The sequence below is a fragment of the Parapedobacter indicus genome (assembly GCF_900113765.1).
Classification (GTDB): domain Bacteria; phylum Bacteroidota; class Bacteroidia; order Sphingobacteriales; family Sphingobacteriaceae; genus Parapedobacter; species Parapedobacter indicus.
In genome coordinates, this window is sequence record NZ_FOQO01000002.1 from 98,883 (window position 1) to 119,810 (window position 20,928).

General features: G+C 47.5%; 23 protein-coding genes and 1 tRNA gene. 16 read left to right on the forward strand and 8 right to left on the reverse strand.

Annotation, left to right across the window (positions count from 1 at the left end):
- The first annotated feature begins 43 nt into the window (after positions 1–43).
- From BMZ56_RS04185 to BMZ56_RS04220, 8 genes are all read left to right on the forward strand, one after another.
- Entirely contained in the window at positions 44–958 is a 915-nt protein-coding gene (locus tag BMZ56_RS04185) for an ABC transporter ATP-binding protein (protein WP_090625769.1), read from the forward strand.
- Entirely contained in the window at positions 955–1,701 is a 747-nt protein-coding gene (locus BMZ56_RS04190) for an ABC transporter ATP-binding protein (RefSeq protein ID WP_245893068.1), read from the forward strand. The genes BMZ56_RS04185 and BMZ56_RS04190 overlap by 4 nt, the downstream gene beginning before the upstream one ends.
- Positions 1,702–1,706: 5 nt before the next feature.
- Positions 1,707–2,813 carry an ABC transporter permease gene (locus BMZ56_RS04195; RefSeq protein ID WP_090624627.1) on the forward strand — a complete coding sequence of 369 codons (1,107 nt, stop codon included), beginning with the start codon at positions 1,707–1,709 and terminating at the stop codon, positions 2,811–2,813.
- Between the two features lie 56 nt (positions 2,814–2,869).
- Positions 2,870–3,988, forward strand: a complete 1,119-nt coding sequence (locus BMZ56_RS04200; protein ID WP_090624629.1) for an ABC transporter permease — start codon at positions 2,870–2,872, stop codon at positions 3,986–3,988.
- A 160-nt stretch (positions 3,989–4,148) separates the two neighbouring features.
- Positions 4,149–4,853 (forward strand): HAD family hydrolase, encoded by a 705-nt coding sequence (locus BMZ56_RS04205; protein ID WP_090624631.1) that lies wholly within the window; start codon positions 4,149–4,151, stop codon positions 4,851–4,853.
- A 75-nt stretch (positions 4,854–4,928) separates the two neighbouring features.
- On the forward strand, positions 4,929–5,765 hold the full coding sequence (locus BMZ56_RS04210; protein ID WP_090625770.1) for a restriction endonuclease: 837 nt from the start codon (positions 4,929–4,931) through the stop codon (positions 5,763–5,765).
- A 4-nt stretch (positions 5,766–5,769) separates the two neighbouring features.
- Complete coding sequence (locus BMZ56_RS04215) at positions 5,770–6,513, forward strand: LOG family protein (protein ID WP_090624633.1); 744 nt, start codon at positions 5,770–5,772, stop codon at positions 6,511–6,513.
- 2 nt (positions 6,514–6,515) lie between these two features.
- The gene (locus tag BMZ56_RS04220; RefSeq protein ID WP_090624635.1) at positions 6,516–8,258 is read left to right on the forward strand and encodes an ABC transporter ATP-binding protein; all 1,743 of its coding nucleotides are present in this window, start codon (positions 6,516–6,518) and stop codon (positions 8,256–8,258) included.
- A 27-nt stretch (positions 8,259–8,285) separates the two neighbouring features.
- On the opposite strand, the gene BMZ56_RS04225 is transcribed toward BMZ56_RS04220, so the two are convergent.
- Positions 8,286–10,124, reverse strand: coding sequence for a DNA polymerase III subunit gamma/tau (locus BMZ56_RS04225; RefSeq protein WP_090624637.1), 1,839 nt, complete (start codon positions 10,122–10,124; stop codon positions 8,286–8,288).
- Positions 10,125–10,153: 29 nt separating this feature from the next.
- Complete coding sequence (locus BMZ56_RS04230; RefSeq protein WP_090624639.1) at positions 10,154–10,567, reverse strand: DUF6157 family protein; 414 nt, start codon at positions 10,565–10,567, stop codon at positions 10,154–10,156.
- 141 nt (positions 10,568–10,708) lie between these two features.
- Between BMZ56_RS04230 and BMZ56_RS04235 the strand changes: the two genes are divergently transcribed.
- From BMZ56_RS04235 to BMZ56_RS04245, 3 genes are all read left to right on the forward strand, one after another.
- Positions 10,709–11,053 carry an ArsC family reductase gene (locus BMZ56_RS04235; protein WP_090624640.1) on the forward strand — a complete coding sequence of 115 codons (345 nt, stop codon included), beginning with the start codon at positions 10,709–10,711 and terminating at the stop codon, positions 11,051–11,053.
- Positions 11,054–11,076: 23 nt separating this feature from the next.
- On the forward strand, positions 11,077–13,044 hold the full coding sequence (locus tag BMZ56_RS04240; RefSeq protein ID WP_090624642.1) for a M1 family metallopeptidase: 1,968 nt from the start codon (positions 11,077–11,079) through the stop codon (positions 13,042–13,044).
- Positions 13,045–13,193: 149 nt separating this feature from the next.
- Complete coding sequence (locus tag BMZ56_RS04245) at positions 13,194–13,865, forward strand: peptidase associated/transthyretin-like domain-containing protein (RefSeq protein WP_104443691.1); 672 nt, start codon at positions 13,194–13,196, stop codon at positions 13,863–13,865.
- Here BMZ56_RS04245 and BMZ56_RS04250 read toward each other — a convergent pair.
- The 3 genes from BMZ56_RS04250 to BMZ56_RS04260 all read right to left on the reverse strand — a co-directional run bounded on the left by BMZ56_RS04250 (position 13,862) and on the right by BMZ56_RS04260 (position 15,233).
- Entirely contained in the window at positions 13,862–14,083 is a 222-nt protein-coding gene (locus BMZ56_RS04250) for a dodecin family protein (RefSeq protein WP_090624647.1), read from the reverse strand. The genes BMZ56_RS04245 and BMZ56_RS04250 overlap by 4 nt on opposite strands.
- A gap of 102 nt (positions 14,084–14,185) precedes the next feature.
- A complete protein-coding gene (locus BMZ56_RS04255; protein WP_090624649.1) occupies positions 14,186–14,839 on the reverse strand; it encodes a sigma-70 family RNA polymerase sigma factor in 654 nt (217 codons plus the stop codon).
- A 13-nt stretch (positions 14,840–14,852) separates the two neighbouring features.
- The gene (locus tag BMZ56_RS04260; RefSeq protein WP_090624651.1) at positions 14,853–15,233 is read right to left on the reverse strand and encodes a hypothetical protein; all 381 of its coding nucleotides are present in this window, start codon (positions 15,231–15,233) and stop codon (positions 14,853–14,855) included.
- A gap of 369 nt (positions 15,234–15,602) precedes the next feature.
- On the opposite strand from BMZ56_RS04260, the gene BMZ56_RS25555 reads away from it, so the two are divergent.
- From BMZ56_RS25555 to BMZ56_RS04280, 5 genes are all read left to right on the forward strand, one after another.
- Positions 15,603–15,773 carry a hypothetical protein gene (locus BMZ56_RS25555; protein ID WP_177195023.1) on the forward strand — a complete coding sequence of 57 codons (171 nt, stop codon included), beginning with the start codon at positions 15,603–15,605 and terminating at the stop codon, positions 15,771–15,773.
- A 317-nt stretch (positions 15,774–16,090) separates the two neighbouring features.
- On the forward strand, positions 16,091–16,540 hold the full coding sequence (locus BMZ56_RS04265; protein WP_090624653.1) for a cold shock domain-containing protein: 450 nt from the start codon (positions 16,091–16,093) through the stop codon (positions 16,538–16,540).
- A gap of 132 nt (positions 16,541–16,672) precedes the next feature.
- The gene (locus BMZ56_RS04270) at positions 16,673–18,160 is read left to right on the forward strand and encodes an acyl-CoA dehydrogenase family protein (protein WP_245893070.1); all 1,488 of its coding nucleotides are present in this window, start codon (positions 16,673–16,675) and stop codon (positions 18,158–18,160) included.
- 119 nt (positions 18,161–18,279) lie between these two features.
- Positions 18,280–18,804, forward strand: coding sequence for a ferritin-like domain-containing protein (locus BMZ56_RS04275; RefSeq protein ID WP_090624658.1), 525 nt, complete (start codon positions 18,280–18,282; stop codon positions 18,802–18,804).
- A gap of 18 nt (positions 18,805–18,822) precedes the next feature.
- Positions 18,823–19,371 carry a CinA family protein gene (locus tag BMZ56_RS04280; protein WP_245893071.1) on the forward strand — a complete coding sequence of 183 codons (549 nt, stop codon included), beginning with the start codon at positions 18,823–18,825 and terminating at the stop codon, positions 19,369–19,371.
- Positions 19,372–19,379: 8 nt separating this feature from the next.
- Here BMZ56_RS04280 and BMZ56_RS04285 read toward each other — a convergent pair whose 3' ends face one another.
- The 3 genes from BMZ56_RS04285 to BMZ56_RS04295 all read right to left on the reverse strand — a co-directional run bounded on the left by BMZ56_RS04285 (position 19,380) and on the right by BMZ56_RS04295 (position 20,926).
- Complete coding sequence (locus BMZ56_RS04285) at positions 19,380–19,679, reverse strand: hypothetical protein (protein WP_143072847.1); 300 nt, start codon at positions 19,677–19,679, stop codon at positions 19,380–19,382.
- 93 nt (positions 19,680–19,772) lie between these two features.
- Positions 19,773–19,855, reverse strand: a tRNA-Leu gene (locus tag BMZ56_RS04290).
- A 177-nt stretch (positions 19,856–20,032) separates the two neighbouring features.
- Complete coding sequence (locus tag BMZ56_RS04295) at positions 20,033–20,926, reverse strand: Ppx/GppA phosphatase family protein (protein ID WP_090624662.1); 894 nt, start codon at positions 20,924–20,926, stop codon at positions 20,033–20,035.
- Between the last annotated feature and the right edge of the window lie 2 nt (positions 20,927–20,928).

Here is a 20,928-nt window from a genome sequence, read left to right on the forward strand (position 1 = left end):
GAAAACTGAAAGTGGAAAGTTGAAAATTGAAAGTGACAGTTTTATGGTTAATGTGAACAACATCTCCAAAACTTACAACAAAGGCGCAGTGAAAGCGGTGAACGATGTCTCCTTTTCCGTGGAAAAAGGTGAACTGTTTGGTCTTATCGGCCCGGATGGTGCGGGCAAGAGCAGCATCTTCCGGATCCTTACCACACTCCTGCTGCCCGATAGCGGCGGCGCTACGGTAGCAGGATACGATGTCGTAAAAGATTACCGTCAGATCCGTAGCAGCGTCGGGTATATGCCCGGCCGGTTTTCGCTTTACCCTGATCTCAGTATTGAAGAAAATCTACATTTTTTTGCGACGGTATTCAACACGACGGTAGCGGAAAATTACCATCTCATCGAAGACATTTACGTGCAGATCGAACCATTCAAGAAACGGCGGGCGGGCAAATTGTCAGGTGGGATGAAGCAAAAACTGGCGCTTTGCTGTGCATTGATTCATAAGCCCACGGTACTTTTCCTTGACGAGCCTACCACCGGCGTAGACCCGGTTTCGCGCAAAGAATTCTGGGAAATGCTCAAACGCCTCAAACAACAGGGGATTACCATCGTGGTTTCCACCCCATATATGGACGAGGCGACCCGCTGCGACCGCATCGCGTTGATCCAAGGGGGAAGTATCCTATCCATCAACCCGCCCCAGCAAATCGTGACCGCCTATCCGAGTCCGCTCTATGCAGTCAAAGCCACGGATATGCCACGTGTTATCCACGTATTAGCCACCCATCAGCCACCTTTTAACAGCTATTTGTTCGGTGAATATATCCACGTTGATATGCCGGGCATGGGCGATCAAGAAGCAGTACAAGTACTGACGGACGTACTGGCCAAAGCGGGCCTGGATGGTATCGAAGTGAACCCCGTGACACCCACCATCGAAGATTGTTTTATTAAACTGCTGACCACATGAGTATGAACGAACCGGTAATCAAAGCAGAAAATTTGACCAAGCGCTTCGGTGATTTCACCGCTGTCGATGCCATCAGCTTTGAGGTTTACAAAGGAGAGATATTCGGATTCCTCGGTGCAAACGGCGCGGGAAAAACAACCGCGATGCGCATGTTATGTGGCCTATCCACCCCTTCGTCGGGAACCGCCCGTATCGCGGGGTTCGATGTATATCGCCAGACCGAACAGATCAAACGGAACATCGGATACATGAGCCAGAAGTTCTCGTTATACGAAGACCTGACCGTATTGGAAAACATCCGGTTTTTCGGGGGCATATATGGGCTCAGCAACCAACAGCTCAAATTGAAAAGCGATGCGCTGATCGAACGGCTGGGATTGCAACCGGAAGCCAAAAAAATGGTCGGAGAATTGCCCTTAGGCTGGAAACAGAAACTGGCATTTTCGGTATCCATCCTGCACGAACCAACCATTGTATTTCTCGATGAACCTACGGGAGGCGTGGATCCCGTGACACGCCGGCAATTCTGGGCACTGATTTACGAAGCAGCCAGCAATGGCATTACGGTTTTTGTTACTACACATTATATGGACGAGGCCGAATACTGCAACCGGATTTCCATTATGGTCGACGGCCGAATTGCCGCATTGGGCACGCCTAAAGAATTAAAGATACAGCTAAACGAGTCTTCCATGGATGGAGTATTCTATCAGCTGGCAAGGGGAGCAAAGAATAAAGATTAGGGAAAATGAAGCAGTTTATCACATTTGTAAAAAAGGAATTCTATCATGTATTGCGTGACCGCAGAACGTTGCTCATTCTGTTTGGCATGCCACTCGCACAGATCGTCATCTTCGGTTTTGCACTTACCAACGAAGTAAAGAACGCCCGTATTGTTATTGTCGATCATGCCAAGGACGATGCTTCCCGATCCATTATCGACCGCATCGGCGCCAGCAACTTCTTTGAAATCCGCGAAGATGTGATGGATAGAAACCGGATGGAGACCGCATTCAAAGAAGGCAAAATCAAACTGGCGATCCTATTCCCAGCCAATTTCCAGCGCGATCTCTTCCATCAAAACCATGCACCCATACAGGTCATCGCCGACGCTTCGGATCCGAACTACGCAACAACACTGACCAACTACGTATCGTCCATCATACAGGACTACCAAACTGAGCTTAATGAAACCGTTGCGCTGCCCTATCGGATCACGCCCCAACTACGCATGTTGTATAATCCGCAATTGAAAGGCGCTCCCAACTTTGTACCGGGGGTAATGGCACTGGTACTCATGCTGGTTTCGGTGATGATGACTGCGATATCCATCGTGCGCGAAAAGGAGACAGGTACCCTAGAAATCCTGCTGGTATCGCCTTTCAAGCCCGTATGGGTTATCCTCTCAAAGGCGGTCCCCTACCTGATTCTTTCCCTCGTCAATGTGCTGTCGATTGTATTGATGAGTGTGTTCGTTTTGCAATTGCCCGTGGAAGGCAGTTGGTTGCTCCTATTCGCAGAAAGTACACTTTTTATCGTTACCTGCCTCACATTGGGAATCTTTATTTCCATCAAAACCAAATCCCAGCAGGTCGCGATGCTTATCTCGCTGATGGGTATGCTGCTTCCCACGATGATGTTCAGCGGCTTTATGTTTCCCATCGAAAATATGCCTGTACCGCTGCAAATTATCTCGAATGTCGTGCCGGCGAAATGGTTTTACATCATCGTGAAATCCATCATGATTAAAGGTGTGGGTTTTGCCGCCATATGGAAGGAGACGCTGATCCTGCTGGGGATCGCACTGTTCTTCTTCGTGATCAGTTTAAGAAGTTTTAAGATACGACTGGAATAGTGAAAAATGGAAAGTAAAACTTTCAACTTTCAATTAGCTAATTTTCAATTAAAAAAGTGAGAACAATAAAATTTCTACTCGAAAAAGAATTCCGACAGATTTTCCGGAACCGGGCCATCCTGCTATTGATTATGGTGATGCCGATCATGCAGCTTGTCATCTTACCGCTAGCGGCCGACTTCGAAGTTAAAAACATCAACTTATCGGTGGTAGACCACGATCACTCGCCCTATTCGAGGCAGCTGATTTCGAAGATCACCGCTTCGGGATATTTCCGGCTACAGGGATACCAAGCTTCCATGAAAGAGGCTTACCGGTTTATTGAACAGGACAAGGCCGATCTGGCACTGGAAATACCTAGCGGATTCGAACGTAACCTCATCCGTGAAAACGAGCAACAGCTGTTTATTGCAGTGAATGCCATCAACGGCACGAAAGCCGGTTTAGGTGGCGCTTATTTGTCGTCCATCCTGCGCGATTTCAACCAGGATATCCGAATGGAGTGGATACCGCCCATGCGTTTGCAGCCGCTACCCACCATCGAAGTAATACCGAAAAACCGGTTTAATCCACAACTCAATTACCAATTTTTCATGGTACCCGGTATCCTTGCGATCTTATTGACCATGGTAGGCGGATTTCTTTCGGCTCTGAACATCGTGAAAGAAAAGGAAATCGGCACGATCGAGCAGATTAATGTAACGCCCATCCGGAAACACCATTTCATCCTCGGGAAATTAATTCCTTTCTGGATATTGGGTAACGTGGTATTCACATTGGGATTGGTGGTTTCCTGGATCATCTATGGCATTTTCCCTCAAGGCAATATAATGGCCATGTATGGATTTATCTGGATTTATCTACTCGCCGTGTTGGGATTTGGATTACTGGTGTCCACCTATACCGACACCCAGCAGCAAGCCATGTTCGTGATGTTTTTCTTTATGATGATTTTCATCCTGATGGGTGGTTTATTCACATCGATAGACAGCATGCCCGGGTGGGCAAAATGGATTGCTGCACTGAATCCCGTAAGTTATTTGGTAGAAGTGATGCGAATGATTATTCTCAAGGGAAGCGGTTGGTCGGCCATTCTTCCCCACCTTGGCATCCTATTGGCCTTTGGTGTGGTATTAAATGGTTGGGCCATCTGGAATTACCGGAAAACAAGCTAAAAGCCATTATTGATAATTATTTTTTTTAGATTGTAATTTATAGGTCATTATTCTCGTCTACTCTAAAAACGTTGATACAGAAACACAATTATTCTTTACTTTTGACTCATTAAATTAAAAAGTCAAATAGTCTATCACCTAACAGTAAATATTTGGCATCATGCAAGCAAGAGGGATTTTATTAAATTACGAAGGGACCATCGACACGAATGGGCAGCACTGGGGAGCCATTCTCTGGCATAAATTCCAGAAACACATTGTCGGTTTGGACAAGTCTGTATTTAATCGGGCTTATGCCTATTCCGAAGATGTATTGGCTTCGCAAGCCATTATCCAACCCAGTCATGTCTTTCTGGATCTATTGGTGCATAAAATTACCCAGCAGTTCCATTACCTGACAAACCAGGGCTATCAATTGGATTACGACAACATCAGCACCATTGCGCAGGAGTGCAACAACCTGGCTATCCGAACCCTCCGGAAGACCCAAAATATCCTGGAAAGCCTGTCCAGTACATTTCCCATCGTGTTGGTTGCTAATTTTTACGGGAACCTCAACTCGGTACTTGCTGAATTCGGCATCAAGAAATATTTTTCGGATGTCGTCGAATCTACCACATCCAACATGCATTTCAATACGGAGATTTATGAGAAGGGGGTGAACCGCCTCGGTTATGCAGCGGAAGAATGTGTTGCCGTGGGCGACTCGTACAACCGGGATATCCTGCCTTCCAAAGCAGTGGGTTGCCAAACGATCTGGTTAAACGTGATGGGATGGGAAGAATGGGGAATTGATGAATTGGACATTACCGACGCTGAAATCGCCGACTTCGGCCAATTACCCGGATTGTTAGAACGCTGGTAGCGACCGGCTTTTCAAAATCTCCCTTGGTATCTGCCCAAAAATATGCATATTGGCATCTCAAAAGACGCCCAACGTATGCAAGTAAAAAAATACTCCGGTGAACTTGTTGAGTTTGATGTAAACCGCCTGAAGGGTTCTTTATCCAAATCGGGTGCCTCGTCGGATGTGGTCGATGAGGTATGGGATGCAATGAGACCCATGGTTTACGACGGAATCAGTACCCGTGATCTCTACAGGCTTGCCTTCCACTTATTAAAACGAGAAGCCGATTCCTTTGCCGCGCGGTATAGCCTGAAAAGGGCACTGAAGGACCTAGGACCGGCTGGTTACTTTTTCGAACAATGGGTAGCCAAACTATTCGGACACGTCCACTATCAGACCCTGACGGGACAATTGCTGACCGGCAACTCCGTCACCCACGAAGTCGATGTAGTCGCACAGAAAGACGACGAGCTACTGCTCGTCGAATGCAAATTCAGGAACACGGAGGAAGCCAAAATCACCGTAACCACGCCTATGTATTTCCTTTCTAGGGTAAATGACTTCCAGGGGCGCAAGTTTTCATTTTTCGGAAAGCCGATGGAATTTACTGCGGGGTGGCTGGTCACCAATGCGTACATGACCACCGACTCCATCCATTTTGCCCAATATTACGGTTTAAATCTCCTATCGTGGGATTATCCAACCGATAGCAGTATCAAACGCCGGGTAGACAATGCAGGCTTGTACCCCATCACGTGCCTCACGACTGTCACCAAAAACGAAAAGGACACGCTGCTGAAACAGGGTTGTATCTTGGTAAAGGACATTATTGACGATGAATCCCAACTCGATACGTTGCACTGCGCACCACGCAAGCGCCGCCGCATTCTGCAGGAAGCCATCGAATTGGTAAACCATCAAAAACCCTAACCCAATGAGCAATCAATTTATCAAAGAGGAAAAAAAATTCATGGAGGGCGCACGCGCTCGATGGAAAGAACTTAAATACGTGGGTGGTGTAGTAATGCAATTTCTCAAAGGCTTCCGCGGCTTACATTTCATCGGCCCGTGCGTTACGGTATTCGGTTCGGCACGTTTTAAAGAAGATCATCCCTACTATGAATTGGCGCGCCAGGTATCCAAGGAAATCGGGGAGCTTGGGTTTGCCATTATGACGGGCGGCGGCCCGGGTATCATGGAAGCTGCCAATCGGGGTGCCAAAGAGGCCGGAGTGCTGTCGGTGGGGTGTAATATTCTGTTGCCGCATGAACAGGCGCATAACCCTTATCTTGACCGGTTTGTCACCATGGAGTACTTCTTTGTCCGCAAAGAGCTGCTTCGGAAATATTCCTTTGCCTTTGTGGTCCTACCGGGAGGCTTCGGCACGCTGGATGAGTTTTTCGAAACGCTCACACTTATCCAGACCGGTAAGATCAAGCGGTTCCCGATTGTGGTGATGGGGGTCGGCTTCCACAAGGAGATCATCGCCCACGTCCAGCGCATGATGGAAGAAAAAACCATCAGCCCGGAAGACATGGATCTCCTGCTTTTTACCGATTCCGTAGATGAAGTCGTGGAGCACATCCGCAAACACGCCAAAGGATCACCGAGCATCAAGCTGGAGCCACCTCGGAAAGCCGTATGGCTGTTGGGTGAGAAGAAACTGAAAAGAGCCTGAGCATGATAATCCTGTGGAAATACCTGAAGCCACAGCGTAAATACATTTACATCGCGCTGCTGTTGGCCGCTGTTGCTCAATTGCTTTCCATGATCGATCCGATCATTTTCGGAAAAATCATCGACGATTATGCCAACAACCTGGGCGGGCGCAGCGAGCAGGAACTGGTCAGGGGTGTGTTGTTTTGGTTGGCAGTAGCCATCGCTATTGCACTGCTGGCCCGGTTGAGCCGTTCGTTTCAGGAGTACGTGATGCGGCTAGCGGTGCAGCGGTTCGGCATGCAGATTTTCAATGACGGACTGAGGCAAACGCTGCGCTTGTCGTTTCAGGAGTTTGAGGAGCAGCGCAGCGGCGAAACACTGGCCGTCCTGCAAAAGGTGCGTACCGATACCGAACGTTTTATCAGTTCGGGTATCAACATCCTCTTTTCGTCGCTGGTTGGTTTCGGTTTCCTCATCTGGTATGCCGTTACCAAACATTGGGCCCTGATACCTATTTTCTTCATCGGATTTGTGGTTATCGGCACCATCACAGGGATGCTGAGCCGCAAAATCAAAACTACCCAACGAAGTATCAACCGGGAGACCACGCGGATGTCGGGAATCATTACCGAGTCGCTTCGTAACATCGAACTGGTGAAAAGCCTGGGACTCACGTTTCCGGAAATAAGGCGGATGCGTGTGCACACCCAAACCATCTACGATCTGGAGATGACGAAAACGCGACGGGTCCGTTTCCTTTCGTTTCTTCAGGGCACCACGCTCAACCTCCTACGGCAATCCATCCTGTTCACCCTACTGTGGCTCATTTTCCGCGAGGTACTGACCCCCGGCGAACTGATTACGATGCAGTTCATTTCTACTTCTATTTTCATGCCTTTGCAGGATATCGGCAACATCATTGTCCAATACCGCGAGGCCGAAGCGTCCATCCAGCTATTTGACAACCTGATGGAAAAGCCCATCGAGCGCCGTCCGGAGGATCCGATTCCCATCGGCCCGTTGGAAGAAATTTTTTTCGATCGTGTCGTGTTCCGCCATAAAACTGCTTCGCAAAATGCCATTGACGATATTTCGTTTTCTGTCAAAACCGGAGAAACCATTGCTTTTGTAGGCCCGTCGGGTTCGGGCAAGTCCACGCTGGTTAAACTCTTAGTAGGACTGTATCGGCCCGTTTCCGGCCAGATTTCGTTTAATGACATTCCCTCCGAAGAAGTACGGTTCAACGAGATGCGCCGGCAGATCGGCTTTGTAACCCAGGATACCCAGTTATTTGCCGGCACCATCAAGGACAACCTGCTTTTCGTTAAGCCGGATGCCACCGAGGAAGAAATACTCAGTGCACTGCACAAAGCCAGTTGCACCCCTTTGTTGGCCCGCAGTGAAAGAGGTATCTACACCGTATTGGGCGAAGGCGGGCTGAAGCTATCCGGCGGAGAGAAGCAGCGTATTTCCATTGCCCGTGCATTGATACGGAATCCCCGCTTGTTGATCTTCGATGAGGCTACCAGTGCATTGGATTCGCTTACCGAAGAAGCCATCACCGAAACCGTGAGGGCGCTATCGGGCGAGCGCGAGCAAATCACCGTATTAATCGCCCATCGGCTGTCTACGATTATGCATGCAGACCGTATTATTGTCCTTGAAAAAGGAAAGATTGCTGAAACGGGCACGCACGACGAACTGGTCGACGCAAAAGGACTCTACTACGCCATGTGGCGTCAGCAAATCGGGGAACGGCGTTAACATTAAGGCTACGCTAATCCGTTAAGGTTACTCTAATCCGAGGTTGAACGTTTTCCGTAATACATCGAGTGCGGGATTTTTTGCTGCCATTGCTTGGTATTTTTCCTGTGCCGTATAGGGTTTCCGTACCACGTCGTTGGCTATTTCAATGGGAACAAGGTCAATCGCAAAATTCCGCATTTTTATCCGCAGTTCATTGAGTATATCAATCTTGGAGATGTTCAGCAAATCTAGTTGGATGGGATTTTCCACCGTTACTCCTATCTTGAAATCAGCCAACAATTGCGGTGCGTTGGCAGTCATTAGCGTAAAGAGGTTGATTTTGTTTTCGGCTTTTAGCGAATCGGCAACGGCATGCCATTCCTTCAATAATTGATCGTAGTCAAACGGTTCCCTAGCCTCCCCACTCAGCAATTCAGGTTCATCCGCTTCTGCCACTTCCTGTTTCTCTTCAAAAACCTTGTTCAAGTCAGGAATAATAGTACCGAGTTTAACGTCGCCCCACGAGCGGGTTTTTGGGGGCGGAGGGCTCGGAACTGGGGACTGAGTATCAGGAGCTACTGATGATTGACGATTTACCGCTCCCTGAGAAAGCGGTTGAGCTGCGGGCGTTGGTTGGGCGGCAGGCTGCTCCTGCACCAGTGCTTGCGCGGTGGCTGCCGTCGGTTGCCGACTGGTGCCCTGAATCTCCCTTTCTATGGGTTCATGAGGCTTTTTTTTTTCACCCTCCGCTGCGGGAAGGGTGGCTAAACCATTTTTTGCCAGCTGGATGGCCGCGGCGAGGTGACACATCTTCAGCAAGGCCAATTCCACCTGCAGACGTTGATTTTTGCTGGTGCGATAGTTTATTTCGCACTGGCTCGCGATATTCAGTGCCGACAGCAGTACGCCCGATGAAATAGCTGTTGATTGCTTCAGGTACCGCTGGCGGATGGTGTCGCTGGTATCCAGTAGCTTCAGGGTTGCGGGCTCCTTAGCCACCAGCAGATCACGGAAATGGGAACTCAACCCGCTGATAAAATGTCCCCCCTCAAATCCATGAGCGAGTATCTCATCCAAGATGAGCAATGCCGATGACGCATCCTCGTTAAGTAAGGCATCAGTAAGGCGGAAATAATACTCGTAGTCAAGGATATTCAGGTTGTCAATGACGGCCTGATAACTAACCTGCTTATTGGAGAAGCTGACAATCTGGTCGAACATGGACAGCGCATCCCGCAGTCCTCCATCGGCTTTCTGCGCAATCATGTGCAGCCCATCTGCATCGTGGGACACTCCCTCCTTTTCGGCAATGGAAGCCAGGTGATTGGCCATATCAGCCACCTTGATGCGGTTGAAATCAAAAATCTGACACCGTGAAAGTATGGTAGGCAATATTTTATGCTTTTCGGTGGTTGCCAAAATGAATATTGCATAAGAAGGAGGTTCTTCAAGCGTTTTCAAAAAGGCGTTAAAGGCCTGCTGCGAAAGCATGTGTACCTCATCGATGATGTATATCTTATACTTTCCGGTTTGCGGCGGTATGCGCACTTGGTCAATCAGATTACGGATGTCATCCACCGAATTGTTTGAAGCCGCATCCAATTCGTGTATGCTGAAAGAATTTCCATTTTGGAACGACTTGCAGCTGTCGCATTCGCCACAGGCCTCGATGTCATCCTGCAGGTGCTCACAATTGATGGTCTTCGCCAGAATCCGCGCACAGGTGGTTTTTCCGACCCCTCGCGGCCCACAGAATAAAAACGCCTGGGCAAGCTGGTTGTTTTTAATGGCGTTTTTAAGGGTAACGGTGATATGCTGTTGTCCCACCACCGTATCAAAGGTGGCGGGCCGGTATTTACGTGCCGAAACAATAAAATTATCCATCGGTACGAAGATAGGGATTTCGCTCGAAACTATCTACTGGACTTCATAGCTTTCACAATCTTTACATCTTCACCATTTACAAACTGCGCATATTCTTCCGTTTCACGTCCGTAAATGGCAATTTTCCCATTACTATCGCTATGGACACCCCAACCGTACCGCTTGGTAAGCGGAGAAGCTCGTAGACACGGTTGTCCTTTCGAAAAGAAAAGTTTCCGCTCCTGCTTCCATTCACCTTCCGTCAAATCGTTGCGTTCGGCGTAAACCTGAAAAAGTACATCGTCCGAAGTAAACCGGTAGGGGTTTTTGCTGACTAATTCGAACTGGATGTTAGCCACTGATTTTTTATCACCCCTCATCGGTGGAATTTCGCCGGCAACAACGGGGCAGTCATCCGCCACAGTAATAAACGTGTTCTGATAATTGGTCGTATGCGTTTCCATCTTTATCGGATTTATGGTACAAATATAAGCCACGTGGCTGACAACCTTATGTCAGGGGTCCTTTTAACGCAAATTAACACAATCGTTATTTAGTTGTTGTTTTTATTTATAGTAAGTTTGCTTGCTTCAAAATAGTTAGTTATGCACGTTTACGGAATCAAGAATTGCAATACGGTTAAAAAAGCGTTGGACTGGTTAACAAAAGAAGGGATCGATTACACCTTCCACGACTTCAAAAAGGAAGGCGTATCCGACGAAAAATTGCGTACCTGGGAAAACCAAACCGGTTGGGAACCGTTGGTTAATAAGCGGGGTACCACTTGGCGCCAGCTTTCTCCAGAAGAACAAAACGCCGTCAAGGATGCCACGTCGGCTAACCGGTTGATGCAGGTAAAAACCAGTATTATTAAGCGTCCCGTCATTGAAAGTCCCAAGGGAATTATTTTAGGGTTCGACGAAAACGAATATGCAGCTAAGTTAAAATAGGCAACGAATCAAACCATCATCACATGAATAAATCATTAATAATCTTCTGCAGCCTTTTAGTGTTTCTAGGGCTTGCACCGATGACGCTGCTTTCTCAGACAACAGCGAGCAATTACGACTATCAGGAAGCGTTCAATCCATTCTTTTACACACACAACGGCAACGAATACCGTTCAGCAAGCGGCATGCCGGGCCCTAAATACTGGCAAAATGCGGTCGACTACAAGATCGCGGCAAAATTGAACGACCAAACCCACGAAATCCGTGGTACCGTAACCATGGAGTATACCAACAACAGTCCGGACAAACTTGACTTCATTTGGCTCCAGCTGGATCAAAACATGTTTTCCCAGGAAGGGCGTGGCCATCAGATTGTTCCGCTCACCAAAAGCCGCTACGGCGATGCCCAGTCGGACTTTGATGGCGGCTACGCTATCAAATCCGTCAAGCTCGGCAGTGGCAAGGACGCCGAGCACCTGATTACGGACACTCGCATGCAGGTGTTTCTCCCCGAACCCTTGCAACCCAATGGGGGGAAAACAACGATCAGTATTGATTATTCTTACATTGTGCCCACCTACGGTGCAGACCGCACCGGCGTACTGAAAACGCAGAATGGCGAAATTTTTGCTATTGCACAATGGTTTCCACGGGTAGCCGTGTACGACGACATCCTCGGATGGAACGTAACGCCTTATACCGGTCCGGGAGAATTTTACCTCGAGTTCGGCAATTACGAGGTCGATATCACCGCACCGGCCGATCACATTGTGGTATTGGGCGGAGAGCTGTTGAACCCCGAGGAAGTATATACGCCTGAGCAACAGAAACGGCTGGAACAAGCCAAAAAGAGCGACAAGACAGTCCTCATCCGATCGGCTGAGGAAGTAACCCAAGCCAGCTCGCGTCCGCAGGGAAAAAAAGAGCTGACCTGGAAGTTCCGTCTTGAAAAAGCGCACGATGTGGCTTGGGCATCGTCACCCGCATTCATCGTCGATGGCGCTAAAATCAACCTACCGAGCGGCAACACTTCCTTGGCGTTATCCGCTTATCCGGTGGAAAGCAATGGCGGCAATGCGTGGGAGCGCTCCACGGAATATACGAAAGCTTCGATCGAATTCTATTCGAAGTTGTTAATGGAATACCCTTATCCGATAGCAGTCAATGTTGCGGCCAATCTCGGTGGCATGGAATACCCCGGAATTGTTTTCTGTAGCTATAAATCGAAAGCTGCAGGGCTATGGGGTGTAACCGATCATGAATTCGGGCACATCTGGTTCCCCATGATTGTGGGTAGCAATGAACGGTTTCATGCGTGGATGGACGAAGGGTTCAACACCTTTATTAACGACCTATCGACCGAGGCGTTTAATGGCGGCGAATATTACCGTCCGCTGGGCGATGCCAACCGGCTTGCGCAGGCATTGACCCGCCCTGACTTGGAGCCCGTCATGAGTACCCCGCAGAGCATGCAGGAGCGCAACATCGGAACACTCGCGTACCGGAAGCCCGGTTTTGGCCTTACGTTGCTTCGCAACGAAATTCTGGGCCCTGAACGTTTCGACCGTGCTTTCAGAACTTACTTAGAACGCTGGGCATACAAACACCCTACACCGGATGATTTTTTCCGGACGATGGAAAATGTAGCAGGCGAAAATCTTAACTGGTTCTGGCGCGGATGGTTTAAATACAACTGGCGGTTTGATCAGGGTATCGTAATGGTCATACCAGAGGCCAGCGATGCAAATGGCCAAGGGATTATTACCATTGAAAACTTCGAAAAACTACCGATGCCCGTGGTAGTGGATATTACCACCGAAAGCGGTAAAGTCCATCGGGTAAAACTACCGGTTGAAATATGGGAGCGCAACAACAAATGGACGTTCAAAGCGCCCACAAATGAAAAGATTGTAGCCGTGCAATTGGACCCCGACAAGGTGTATCCCGATCATAATCCTGACAACAATCGCTGGGAAGCTCCGGTGAAATGATAGAACCAACTTATCGATCTAACATGCAGTGTTTAAAATTCATACCCCCGATTTTAAGTATACTTTCTTATCAGGCACTGCATGTTATACTGGTCTTGTCCATAGTTGGTTATGCAGTCCCAACCTGCGCCCATTCGGCCCGTACTATCTTGCAAGACTCAACGCTCACCGGGTATGTACTTGAACTGGAAAGTGGTGAGCCCCTGCAATATGTAGAAATCAAAAACCTAACTACCGGCGAATTGGTGGAGAGCCGTGCAGATGGTCGGTTCAGTATTGCGGTGAAAAAAAACGGACGTCTTCAATTCGAATATCCCGGATATCGCACAGACACTTTAGTCGTGATCGAGTTTGACATCAAGCGAGTGTACCTGACGTCAGATGGAAGTGCTATTCAGATCGATGAGGTCCAGATACAGGCCATGACAGATACCCGGCTGGCAGCGGAAATTAAGCGTGCGGAAAAAGAAGGCCAGTTTACGGAAACCTCCCAACAACGGGGCGGTGTACGCATATCCCCGTCCCGATGGTTCGGAAATGAAGGTCGGCAAGCAAGGCAACGCCATAAACAATTGCTTGCCGAGCAGGAGCGCCGGAAAATAGACGCCCGTTTCACGCCAGAAGTCATTACTTCGTTAACACCGCTGAAAGGGCAAGAGCTCGAACTGTATATGACAAAATACCGACCTACGGTCGACTTTCTTTCAACCGCAGATGAGGCGGATTTGCGCCTCTATATCATGGACACTTACGCTGCATTCAAGAAATTAACGCCTGAACAGCGTGCGGACATCAAAGCACCAACGGATGAAAGTCCTTAGTTAGTTTGATGCTCCCCACGTGCTACCCGGAAGGCTACTTTGCAGATAGCACCGTAAGAGGTAATTTCGCCATCTTTCACATGTACCTTGAAATCTTTCACGTACACCGAGTCGATATTTTCTACGGTAGCAGACACTTCTTTTACCGCACTGCGAACGGCGTCGTCGAAACTGGAGTTGGATGAGGCAATCACCTCGATTACTTTTACAATTGCCATAACGGATTTAATTAAGTGGCTTGAATCTGTTTTACCCACAATAACAGCATTTCTTCCGGATTTGTTTTCTCAAATGATATTTTGCAAAACCTTTTATTTACATCATTCGTTACTACCAATGCGTGATAAGACATGATCCACCACGGCATCGCAATGGATCAAGTTAAATTCAAACAATTCACTGGGGCAATAGGTTTTCTCTATCTCATTCCTGAGCATCGCCTTAGATCTGTTGAGTCGGGTCTTGACATTTGCTTCACTGATGCTAAGCAATTTCGCCGTCTCTGACACATTCAATCCGTTTATCTCCCTTAAAGAAAATACGATCCGATAATCGAACGGAATCCGGCTAAGGGCATTTTCTATGATTCCGCCCAATTCCCAGTTCTGGACCATTTGTCCGGTATCCCTGCCTGAAGCGGTAAACATAGGTTTTGCATGATCATTTATATCCTGTGCCATCTCATATTTAAAACTTAACTTTACCCTTTTGCGGTAACAGTTGTTCATCATAATGCGTATGATCCATGTTTTAAAATCAGATCGCCCCTCAAACTGGTGGAGGCTGCGGTACGCATCAATAAATGTTTCTTGCATCAGATCGCGGGTATCCTCATGATTGTAATTGTAAGATCTGCCCACCCGGTATAGACAGGGATTAAACCGTCTTACGATGATCTCGTAAAGTGATTTTTCGCCTTTTAACACTCGTCCGGCAATATCCGTTTCGGTAAGATGATGATCCGATGGAATCATAGGTACACTTCATTTATACAGTAATCTTCGCAAGTCGTGCCATTGAGAGCGCCGAAACGGACATTACCAGATCACGGACCGCGACATCAAGATACTGACCTCCTATTAGCAACGTCAATGCTATGAGCGCGAGCCAAGCAGCGACAATATATCCGCCAATTTCGGATTTTCTGAGGACAATCATACCAGCGATGATCTCAATGACACCGACAATCATCATAAATGTTGCACCGGAAAACGGCAACATCCCCGTCATACTGGGGTTTAAGTACTGTTCCCAGTCGGTAAGTAGATTGGTAAATTTGTCTGCACCAGCCACGATGGGAACGACTACAAACGTAAACTTTAAGAGGTTAAATGTGTTGGTCAACCGATGTGTGTTGTTATTTTCCATGATTATATGATTGTTATATCTACTTAGGGTAAATGACAGATGGAAAGGTTACAAAAGTAACGTCTCGAGCTAGTCGGCCCGTTTGGATGTCTTCCGAGGCGACGACCCTTGTACCGGGGAAAATATATGCGGCCCAGATCTATTTCGATCCAAATAAGAGCAACAATTGCGTAAACGCCGGTGATGGAATAATTCTTTGGATATATTGTCGGATAAAAACCCCATATTAAGATCGGTGCCTTCAAACTAATTTTTCAAAACTAAATGCACCTTCGACTGTTATCTTTCAACGATAACTAATAACAACGCATCAGTTGCCGCGTATCATCGCGGAGCGATGCAAACTCATCGTTAACTAAATTTACGCAAATGAAGACGATTAAAATGCTTTTTGCTGTTTTGGCTGCGGCCACGTTTGTAGCAGCATGTAACAACACCGGGAATAACCAACAACAAGATGCAGACACAACGTATATGGAGCCAATGCCACCACCCAACGATACGATGATGAACGATACGATGTTGAACGATACGATATAGGTGTTTAGTTGCGCTGTAAAAACTAGCGTTTATAAGTTGGGGGATGCCATTAGGTTGTCCCCCTTTTTGATAACCGTCCATCCAACAGCTCATCCGGATTGATCGCCGTTTCTTCTAAAATTTCCATATTCCGATAAATTTTCGTATATTCGTTTCATTCCATGAAGAAACACACTTTTAGAAACGTTTCGGCGTCGCCATCCGGCTACGCCTTCTGATAATTTCCATTTCCCGAATTAAGACACTGTCTACGGTTAAGCCGTGGGAAGTGCTTTTACGGGCTATTACTGAGTATTAACGTATTTAAATTTATATCAATGGCAGAAACATTTAGCAAAAGAGAACGAAGAAAGAAAAAAATCGAAAAGAAAAGAGAAAAAGAACTCCGAAGGGACGAACGGCGAAATACCGTAACTCAACGAAAAACGCTGGAAGAAATGATGGCATATGTGGATGAAAACGGAAACCTTTCTGATACACCACCCGATCCAAAAAATGTGCGCAAAATAGCAGCAGACGAAATTGCCATCGCCGTTCCCAAAGCTGCTCCGGCAGACCCCGAAGCCTTGCTTACAGGCGTTATCAGTTATTTCGACCCGGTCAAGGGATATGGGTTCGTTGTCAACGAACTGACAAAAGAACGGCTTTTTGTACATGTGACAGGCCTCGCTCAGCCTGATACAGAACTAAACATGGGCGATAAAGTGTCGTACACGGCCACACGGAGTGATCGTGGAATGCAGGCGATATCCGTAATGAAGCGCTAAAATAGACTCCCAGTCCGAGCCGAAGCTTACAAAATCATTTGGCACTGTTCGCGGTATTCGATAAATTTGGAAATTACTTTTTCAAAGCTGGTTGAGGAGAGAATGAACAGACACGACGATTTTAACACCTTTATGAGCAGAGTTAAATCTGCACTGAAAAAGGCATTCCATGAACAGCACGACATCAATGAATTGAGCCTCGTGCGGGGCCTTCCTCCGGAAGTATGGAAGGTCATCATGCAGGCATCGCCGCTGTCTGTAGCGATCCCTCAGGAATTTGGCGGAAGGGGCGCTGTGGTGAAGGAATGTCTGAGCCTGCTATCGGCGGCTTCCTACGAATCGTTACCCCTATCACTCACCTTCGGCATCAATATCGCCTTGTTTCTTGAGCCGGTGGCGAAGTATGGCGATACATCGCTGAAGGAGAAAGTCCTTCCCACCTTCACCATCGGACACCACATGGGTGGACTGATGATCACCGAACCGGAATTTGGCAGCGATGCGCTGAACATGAAAACCGTCTATCGGATTACGGAAGACGGTTATTCGATAAAGGGACATAAGCATTGGCAGGGATTGACCGGCCAGGCAAACTATTGGCTGGTCGCCGCAAGGAAGGATCTGGGCAACGGCGAGCTCGCCCGGGATGTAGACTTTTTCATGACCGACAATTCGATACGGCAACAGCACATCGAGGTAGAATCAATTTATAGCAACCTGGGGCTGTATATGATTCCGTATGGACTGAACAAAATCGACGTCGAGGTACCGGGTAACCATAAGCTACAACCCGAAAGCACCGGCATAAAAATGATGCTGGATATCCTGCACCGCAGCCGGATGCAATTCCCGGGAATGGGCATGGGCTTCATCAAGCGTATGCTTGACGAGGCACTGTTCCACTGCACAAATCGGGTTGTTGGTGCTGGAAACCTCCTGATGCTGGATTCCGTCCAGTTTCAATTGTCAAGAATACAGACGGCTTATACCCTGTGCTCAGGGATGTGTGCCAGAAGTAGTGAAATAAGCGGCATTGCAAATAATCTTGCGATGGAGGGGCTGGAAGCCAACAGCATGAAGGCACTGGTTACAGACCTGATGCAGGAATCTGCTCAATTATGCCTGCAGGTATCTGGTGCCAACGGATACCGGATCAGCCACATCGCAGGACGGGGGATTGTAGACAGCCGGCCATTCCAGATCTTTGAAGGTTCCAACGAGATGCTTTATACACAGATCGCCGAGATGGTACTGAAGCAAATGAAAAGGCAAAAAGAAACAAATCTTTACACATTCTTTTCCGGCTTTGACCGCACCCAGCAATCCGCTCCCCGCTTCAAAGAATACCTTGGATTCGAACCGGGGGCCATCATCCCACAACGGAAACTGGTTGATCTCGGGAAGATCGTGGCCCGTGTAATCTGCGTAGAGTATGTGCTTGAAGTTGCTGGAAAGGGGTTCAGGAAAGACCTTGTGGAAAGTTGTCTGTTCAACATGAAGATGGACATTGCCCACCTCGCATCGAACTTTTCCCTCAACGGCCGCGCCGATCTTATTGCCGAATACGAGGCGAAAAGTGACTGGACGGATTTCGCATCCGACACCGCTTTCCATAAATAGCGCAGCGGTCTTACCGCTCTCTTCATCATTCCAAAACTTTTCCCATCCATTGTTGTTGGCCTTCTCAACAAGCGGACAATTATCCGGCATAACATGTTCAATTTATAAAATTAAAAACCATGGCAAACACAATGGAAAAATCACAAAACATGCCCAACGAGCACCTTCATGAATTATTTGTAGATGAACTGCGTGACATACTTGGCGCGGAGCGGCAATTGTTGAAAGGCTTGAAAAAAATGGCCTCCGCTGCCATCAGCGACTCGCTTACCAAAGCGTTCGAAACACACTACACACAAACCGAAGGCCAGATTGAGCGATTGAAACAGGTCTTCGAATCTGTGGGTATGTCTGCACGCGGAAAAAAATGCAAGGCAATGGAAGGCTTGTTGGAAGAAGCTGAGGAAATCATGGAGAGCTTCACAGACCAAACGAATCTGCTGGATGCAGCGCTGATTGCTGCCGCACAAAAAGTAGAGCACTATGAGATTGCCAGCTACGGCTGTCTGGTAACGTACGCCAAACTCATGGAACATCAAAAAGCGGCAGAGCTGCTCGGCACAACGCTCGCTGAAGAAAAGGAAACGGACACTCTGCTGACCGACATTGCCATGAAGGAATCGAATGCCGGCCAAGCTGCATGAAGCAATTGGGATAAACACATGATTGAACATAAGCGCCTTCGTCCGTCGGGAGCGCTTATGTTTATAATCATCCATCAAAACCGAAGCATGCAAACCTCCTTGTTAGTCGTTGAAGACTGTGCACAGCTATTAGCTGAAAAACAGCTTACTATCTGCTTTGCCGAGAGCGCTACTGCGGGAAAACTCGCCTATGCATTCTCGCAAACCGAATACGCCGGAACCGTTTTAAAGGGGGGAATCATCTGCTACGATGCGTGCCTGAAGGAAGATATTCTTTCTGTCCCTTCCGAACTGATCGAAAAATTTTCACCCGAATCTTCGGAAGTCACCCGGGAAATGGCACTGCACTTGCGGAACGTTATCCAGGCGGATCTATCCGTTTCGGTGACCGGCCTAACCAAGCCGGGAGGCAGTGAAACCCCGGAAAAGCCTGTGGGCACGATCTTCTACGCCATTTTGTATGGCGGCACGGTACATGAAAGGCGTACTTTTTCGACCGGATCGCCAGAAGCGATTGTTCAGCATGCCATCGAACAGATTGCACAAACCATTACCCAGATTGTCTAGCGAAAAATCTACCAGACATCATTATTTGATGCCTGCAATACGTCCCTGACGTACAACGCCACTTCATCTTCTTCGGAAGGGCTTTTTTTCGTACGTCTTTCCAATGCGGTCTCCCAACTAGCCAGCGCCTCCCTGATGGTGTTACCGCTGCCCACAATGCCTGTTTGTATATCGGGTCCTAATACACAAAAGTATCCCTCCTTACTTTCAAAAACCACTGGCCTAAGTTCCCTAACATTGATTGAGAGATGTGTATCTTCGTAATTGAGCTGAACCACTCGTTCTTCAGCCACTTTCATTTGTTCCATGTTAAAAAAACAACTGACCAGCCAAATTGTTGGCTCGAAGGAATGCATCATTTCACAAAAAACGCCCTGCTTTCGCAAGGGCGTTTTTTGTTGTGCGGAAGAGCAGATTCGAACTGCCACGCCCTTAGGGCGCCACCCCCTCAAGATGGTGCGTCTACCAATTTCGCCACTTCCGCAGGAGTTAGTGGCGCAAAAGTAACGTAATTTTTCCTTTATTCAAGATTTTTTTCATCTGCATAATTTGTTTGTTCATTATTAGCTTATTTTTTTTAGGCATTCACGCTGCCTTCGGTGGTTTTAATGGCGATGAAACTTTCATAAATTATTTTCACTTTTTGTTAAAGGCAATTTATTCAGGTTTCACCTAAAGTTGACAGTAGATTCCGATCAATTAATGTCTGTATAATACCGTCTACCAAGCCAACACGTGGGACGATAACTTGACGGAGCCTGCCATACTTCATTAACGTCAGAAAAATTTCGCATGCGGGAATAATTACGTCAGCACGATCGTTATTTAATCCCAGCACATTGATCCGGTCCTTTAATGAAAACGAATTGAGGTATTCATACAACGATTTCAATTTGGTATAGGAAATAGGTTTATCATCCTTGTCATTGGCAAGTCTCGACAACTTATTGATATTTCCGCCGGTACCAATTCCATAGATCGTTTTAAACATCCGGGTATGACTTTTAACCCATGTCTTCATTTCCTCCCAGGTTTCTTCTTTATCCTGGTTATCCAATATGCGAATCGTGCCGATGTTAAACGAAGCCGATGCTACCAATTTTGTATCGGCAAATACCGATAATTCGGTACTTCCTCCTCCCACATCGATGTATAAATACGCCTTTTTACTGCCAAGGTGTTGCTCGATATGACTGTTATAGATAATCTCGGCCTCCTCTCCGCCGTTAATAATCTGCAGGTTTATCCCCGCATCCTTAATTTCGCTCACTAAAAATTCGCTGTTTTCCGCTTCCCGCATAGCTGATGTAGCACAGGCCATATATTCACTGACCTTGTATACATCCATTAGGTTCCGGAAAGCCACCATCGTTTTCACTAAATCCGTGGCTTTGGATTCGGAAATGTGGCGATCGATAAATGCATCATCTCCCAGCCGAAGGGGAACTCGAACTAAGGTATTTTTCTTGAATGATACTGTGCCGTTATTTTGGATAATATCGGCGATCAATAGCCTTACTGCATTCGACCCGATATCTATTGCTGCGTACCTCACGT

Coding starts and splice junctions, on each gene's coding strand:
- BMZ56_RS25555 (WP_177195023.1), top strand. CDS start 15,603: ATGAAGACGATTAAAATGCTTTTTGCTGTTTTGGCTGCGGCCACGTTT.
- BMZ56_RS04280 (WP_245893071.1), top strand. CDS start 18,823: ATGATTGAACATAAGCGCCTTCGTCCGTCGGGAGCGCTTATGTTTATA.
- BMZ56_RS04185 (WP_090625769.1), top strand. CDS start 44: ATGGTTAATGTGAACAACATCTCCAAAACTTACAACAAAGGCGCAGTG.
- BMZ56_RS04230 (WP_090624639.1), bottom strand. CDS start 10,567: ATGGAAACGCATACGACCAATTATCAGAACACGTTTATTACTGTGGCG.
- BMZ56_RS04220 (WP_090624635.1), top strand. CDS start 6,516: ATGATAATCCTGTGGAAATACCTGAAGCCACAGCGTAAATACATTTAC.
- BMZ56_RS04235 (WP_090624640.1), top strand. CDS start 10,709: ATGCACGTTTACGGAATCAAGAATTGCAATACGGTTAAAAAAGCGTTG.
- BMZ56_RS04225 (WP_090624637.1), bottom strand. CDS start 10,124: ATGGATAATTTTATTGTTTCGGCACGTAAATACCGGCCCGCCACCTTT.
- BMZ56_RS04240 (WP_090624642.1), top strand. CDS start 11,077: ATGAATAAATCATTAATAATCTTCTGCAGCCTTTTAGTGTTTCTAGGG.
- BMZ56_RS04270 (WP_245893070.1), top strand. CDS start 16,673: ATGAGCAGAGTTAAATCTGCACTGAAAAAGGCATTCCATGAACAGCAC.
- BMZ56_RS04190 (WP_245893068.1), top strand. CDS start 955: ATGAGTATGAACGAACCGGTAATCAAAGCAGAAAATTTGACCAAGCGC.
- BMZ56_RS04205 (WP_090624631.1), top strand. CDS start 4,149: ATGCAAGCAAGAGGGATTTTATTAAATTACGAAGGGACCATCGACACG.
- BMZ56_RS04285 (WP_143072847.1), bottom strand. CDS start 19,679: ATGGAACAAATGAAAGTGGCTGAAGAACGAGTGGTTCAGCTCAATTAC.
- BMZ56_RS04215 (WP_090624633.1), top strand. CDS start 5,770: ATGAGCAATCAATTTATCAAAGAGGAAAAAAAATTCATGGAGGGCGCA.
- BMZ56_RS04260 (WP_090624651.1), bottom strand. CDS start 15,233: ATGGAAAATAACAACACACATCGGTTGACCAACACATTTAACCTCTTA.
- BMZ56_RS04275 (WP_090624658.1), top strand. CDS start 18,280: ATGGCAAACACAATGGAAAAATCACAAAACATGCCCAACGAGCACCTT.
- BMZ56_RS04250 (WP_090624647.1), bottom strand. CDS start 14,083: ATGGCAATTGTAAAAGTAATCGAGGTGATTGCCTCATCCAACTCCAGT.
- BMZ56_RS04265 (WP_090624653.1), top strand. CDS start 16,091: ATGGCAGAAACATTTAGCAAAAGAGAACGAAGAAAGAAAAAAATCGAA.
- BMZ56_RS04210 (WP_090625770.1), top strand. CDS start 4,929: ATGCAAGTAAAAAAATACTCCGGTGAACTTGTTGAGTTTGATGTAAAC.
- BMZ56_RS04195 (WP_090624627.1), top strand. CDS start 1,707: ATGAAGCAGTTTATCACATTTGTAAAAAAGGAATTCTATCATGTATTG.
- BMZ56_RS04255 (WP_090624649.1), bottom strand. CDS start 14,839: ATGATTCCATCGGATCATCATCTTACCGAAACGGATATTGCCGGACGA.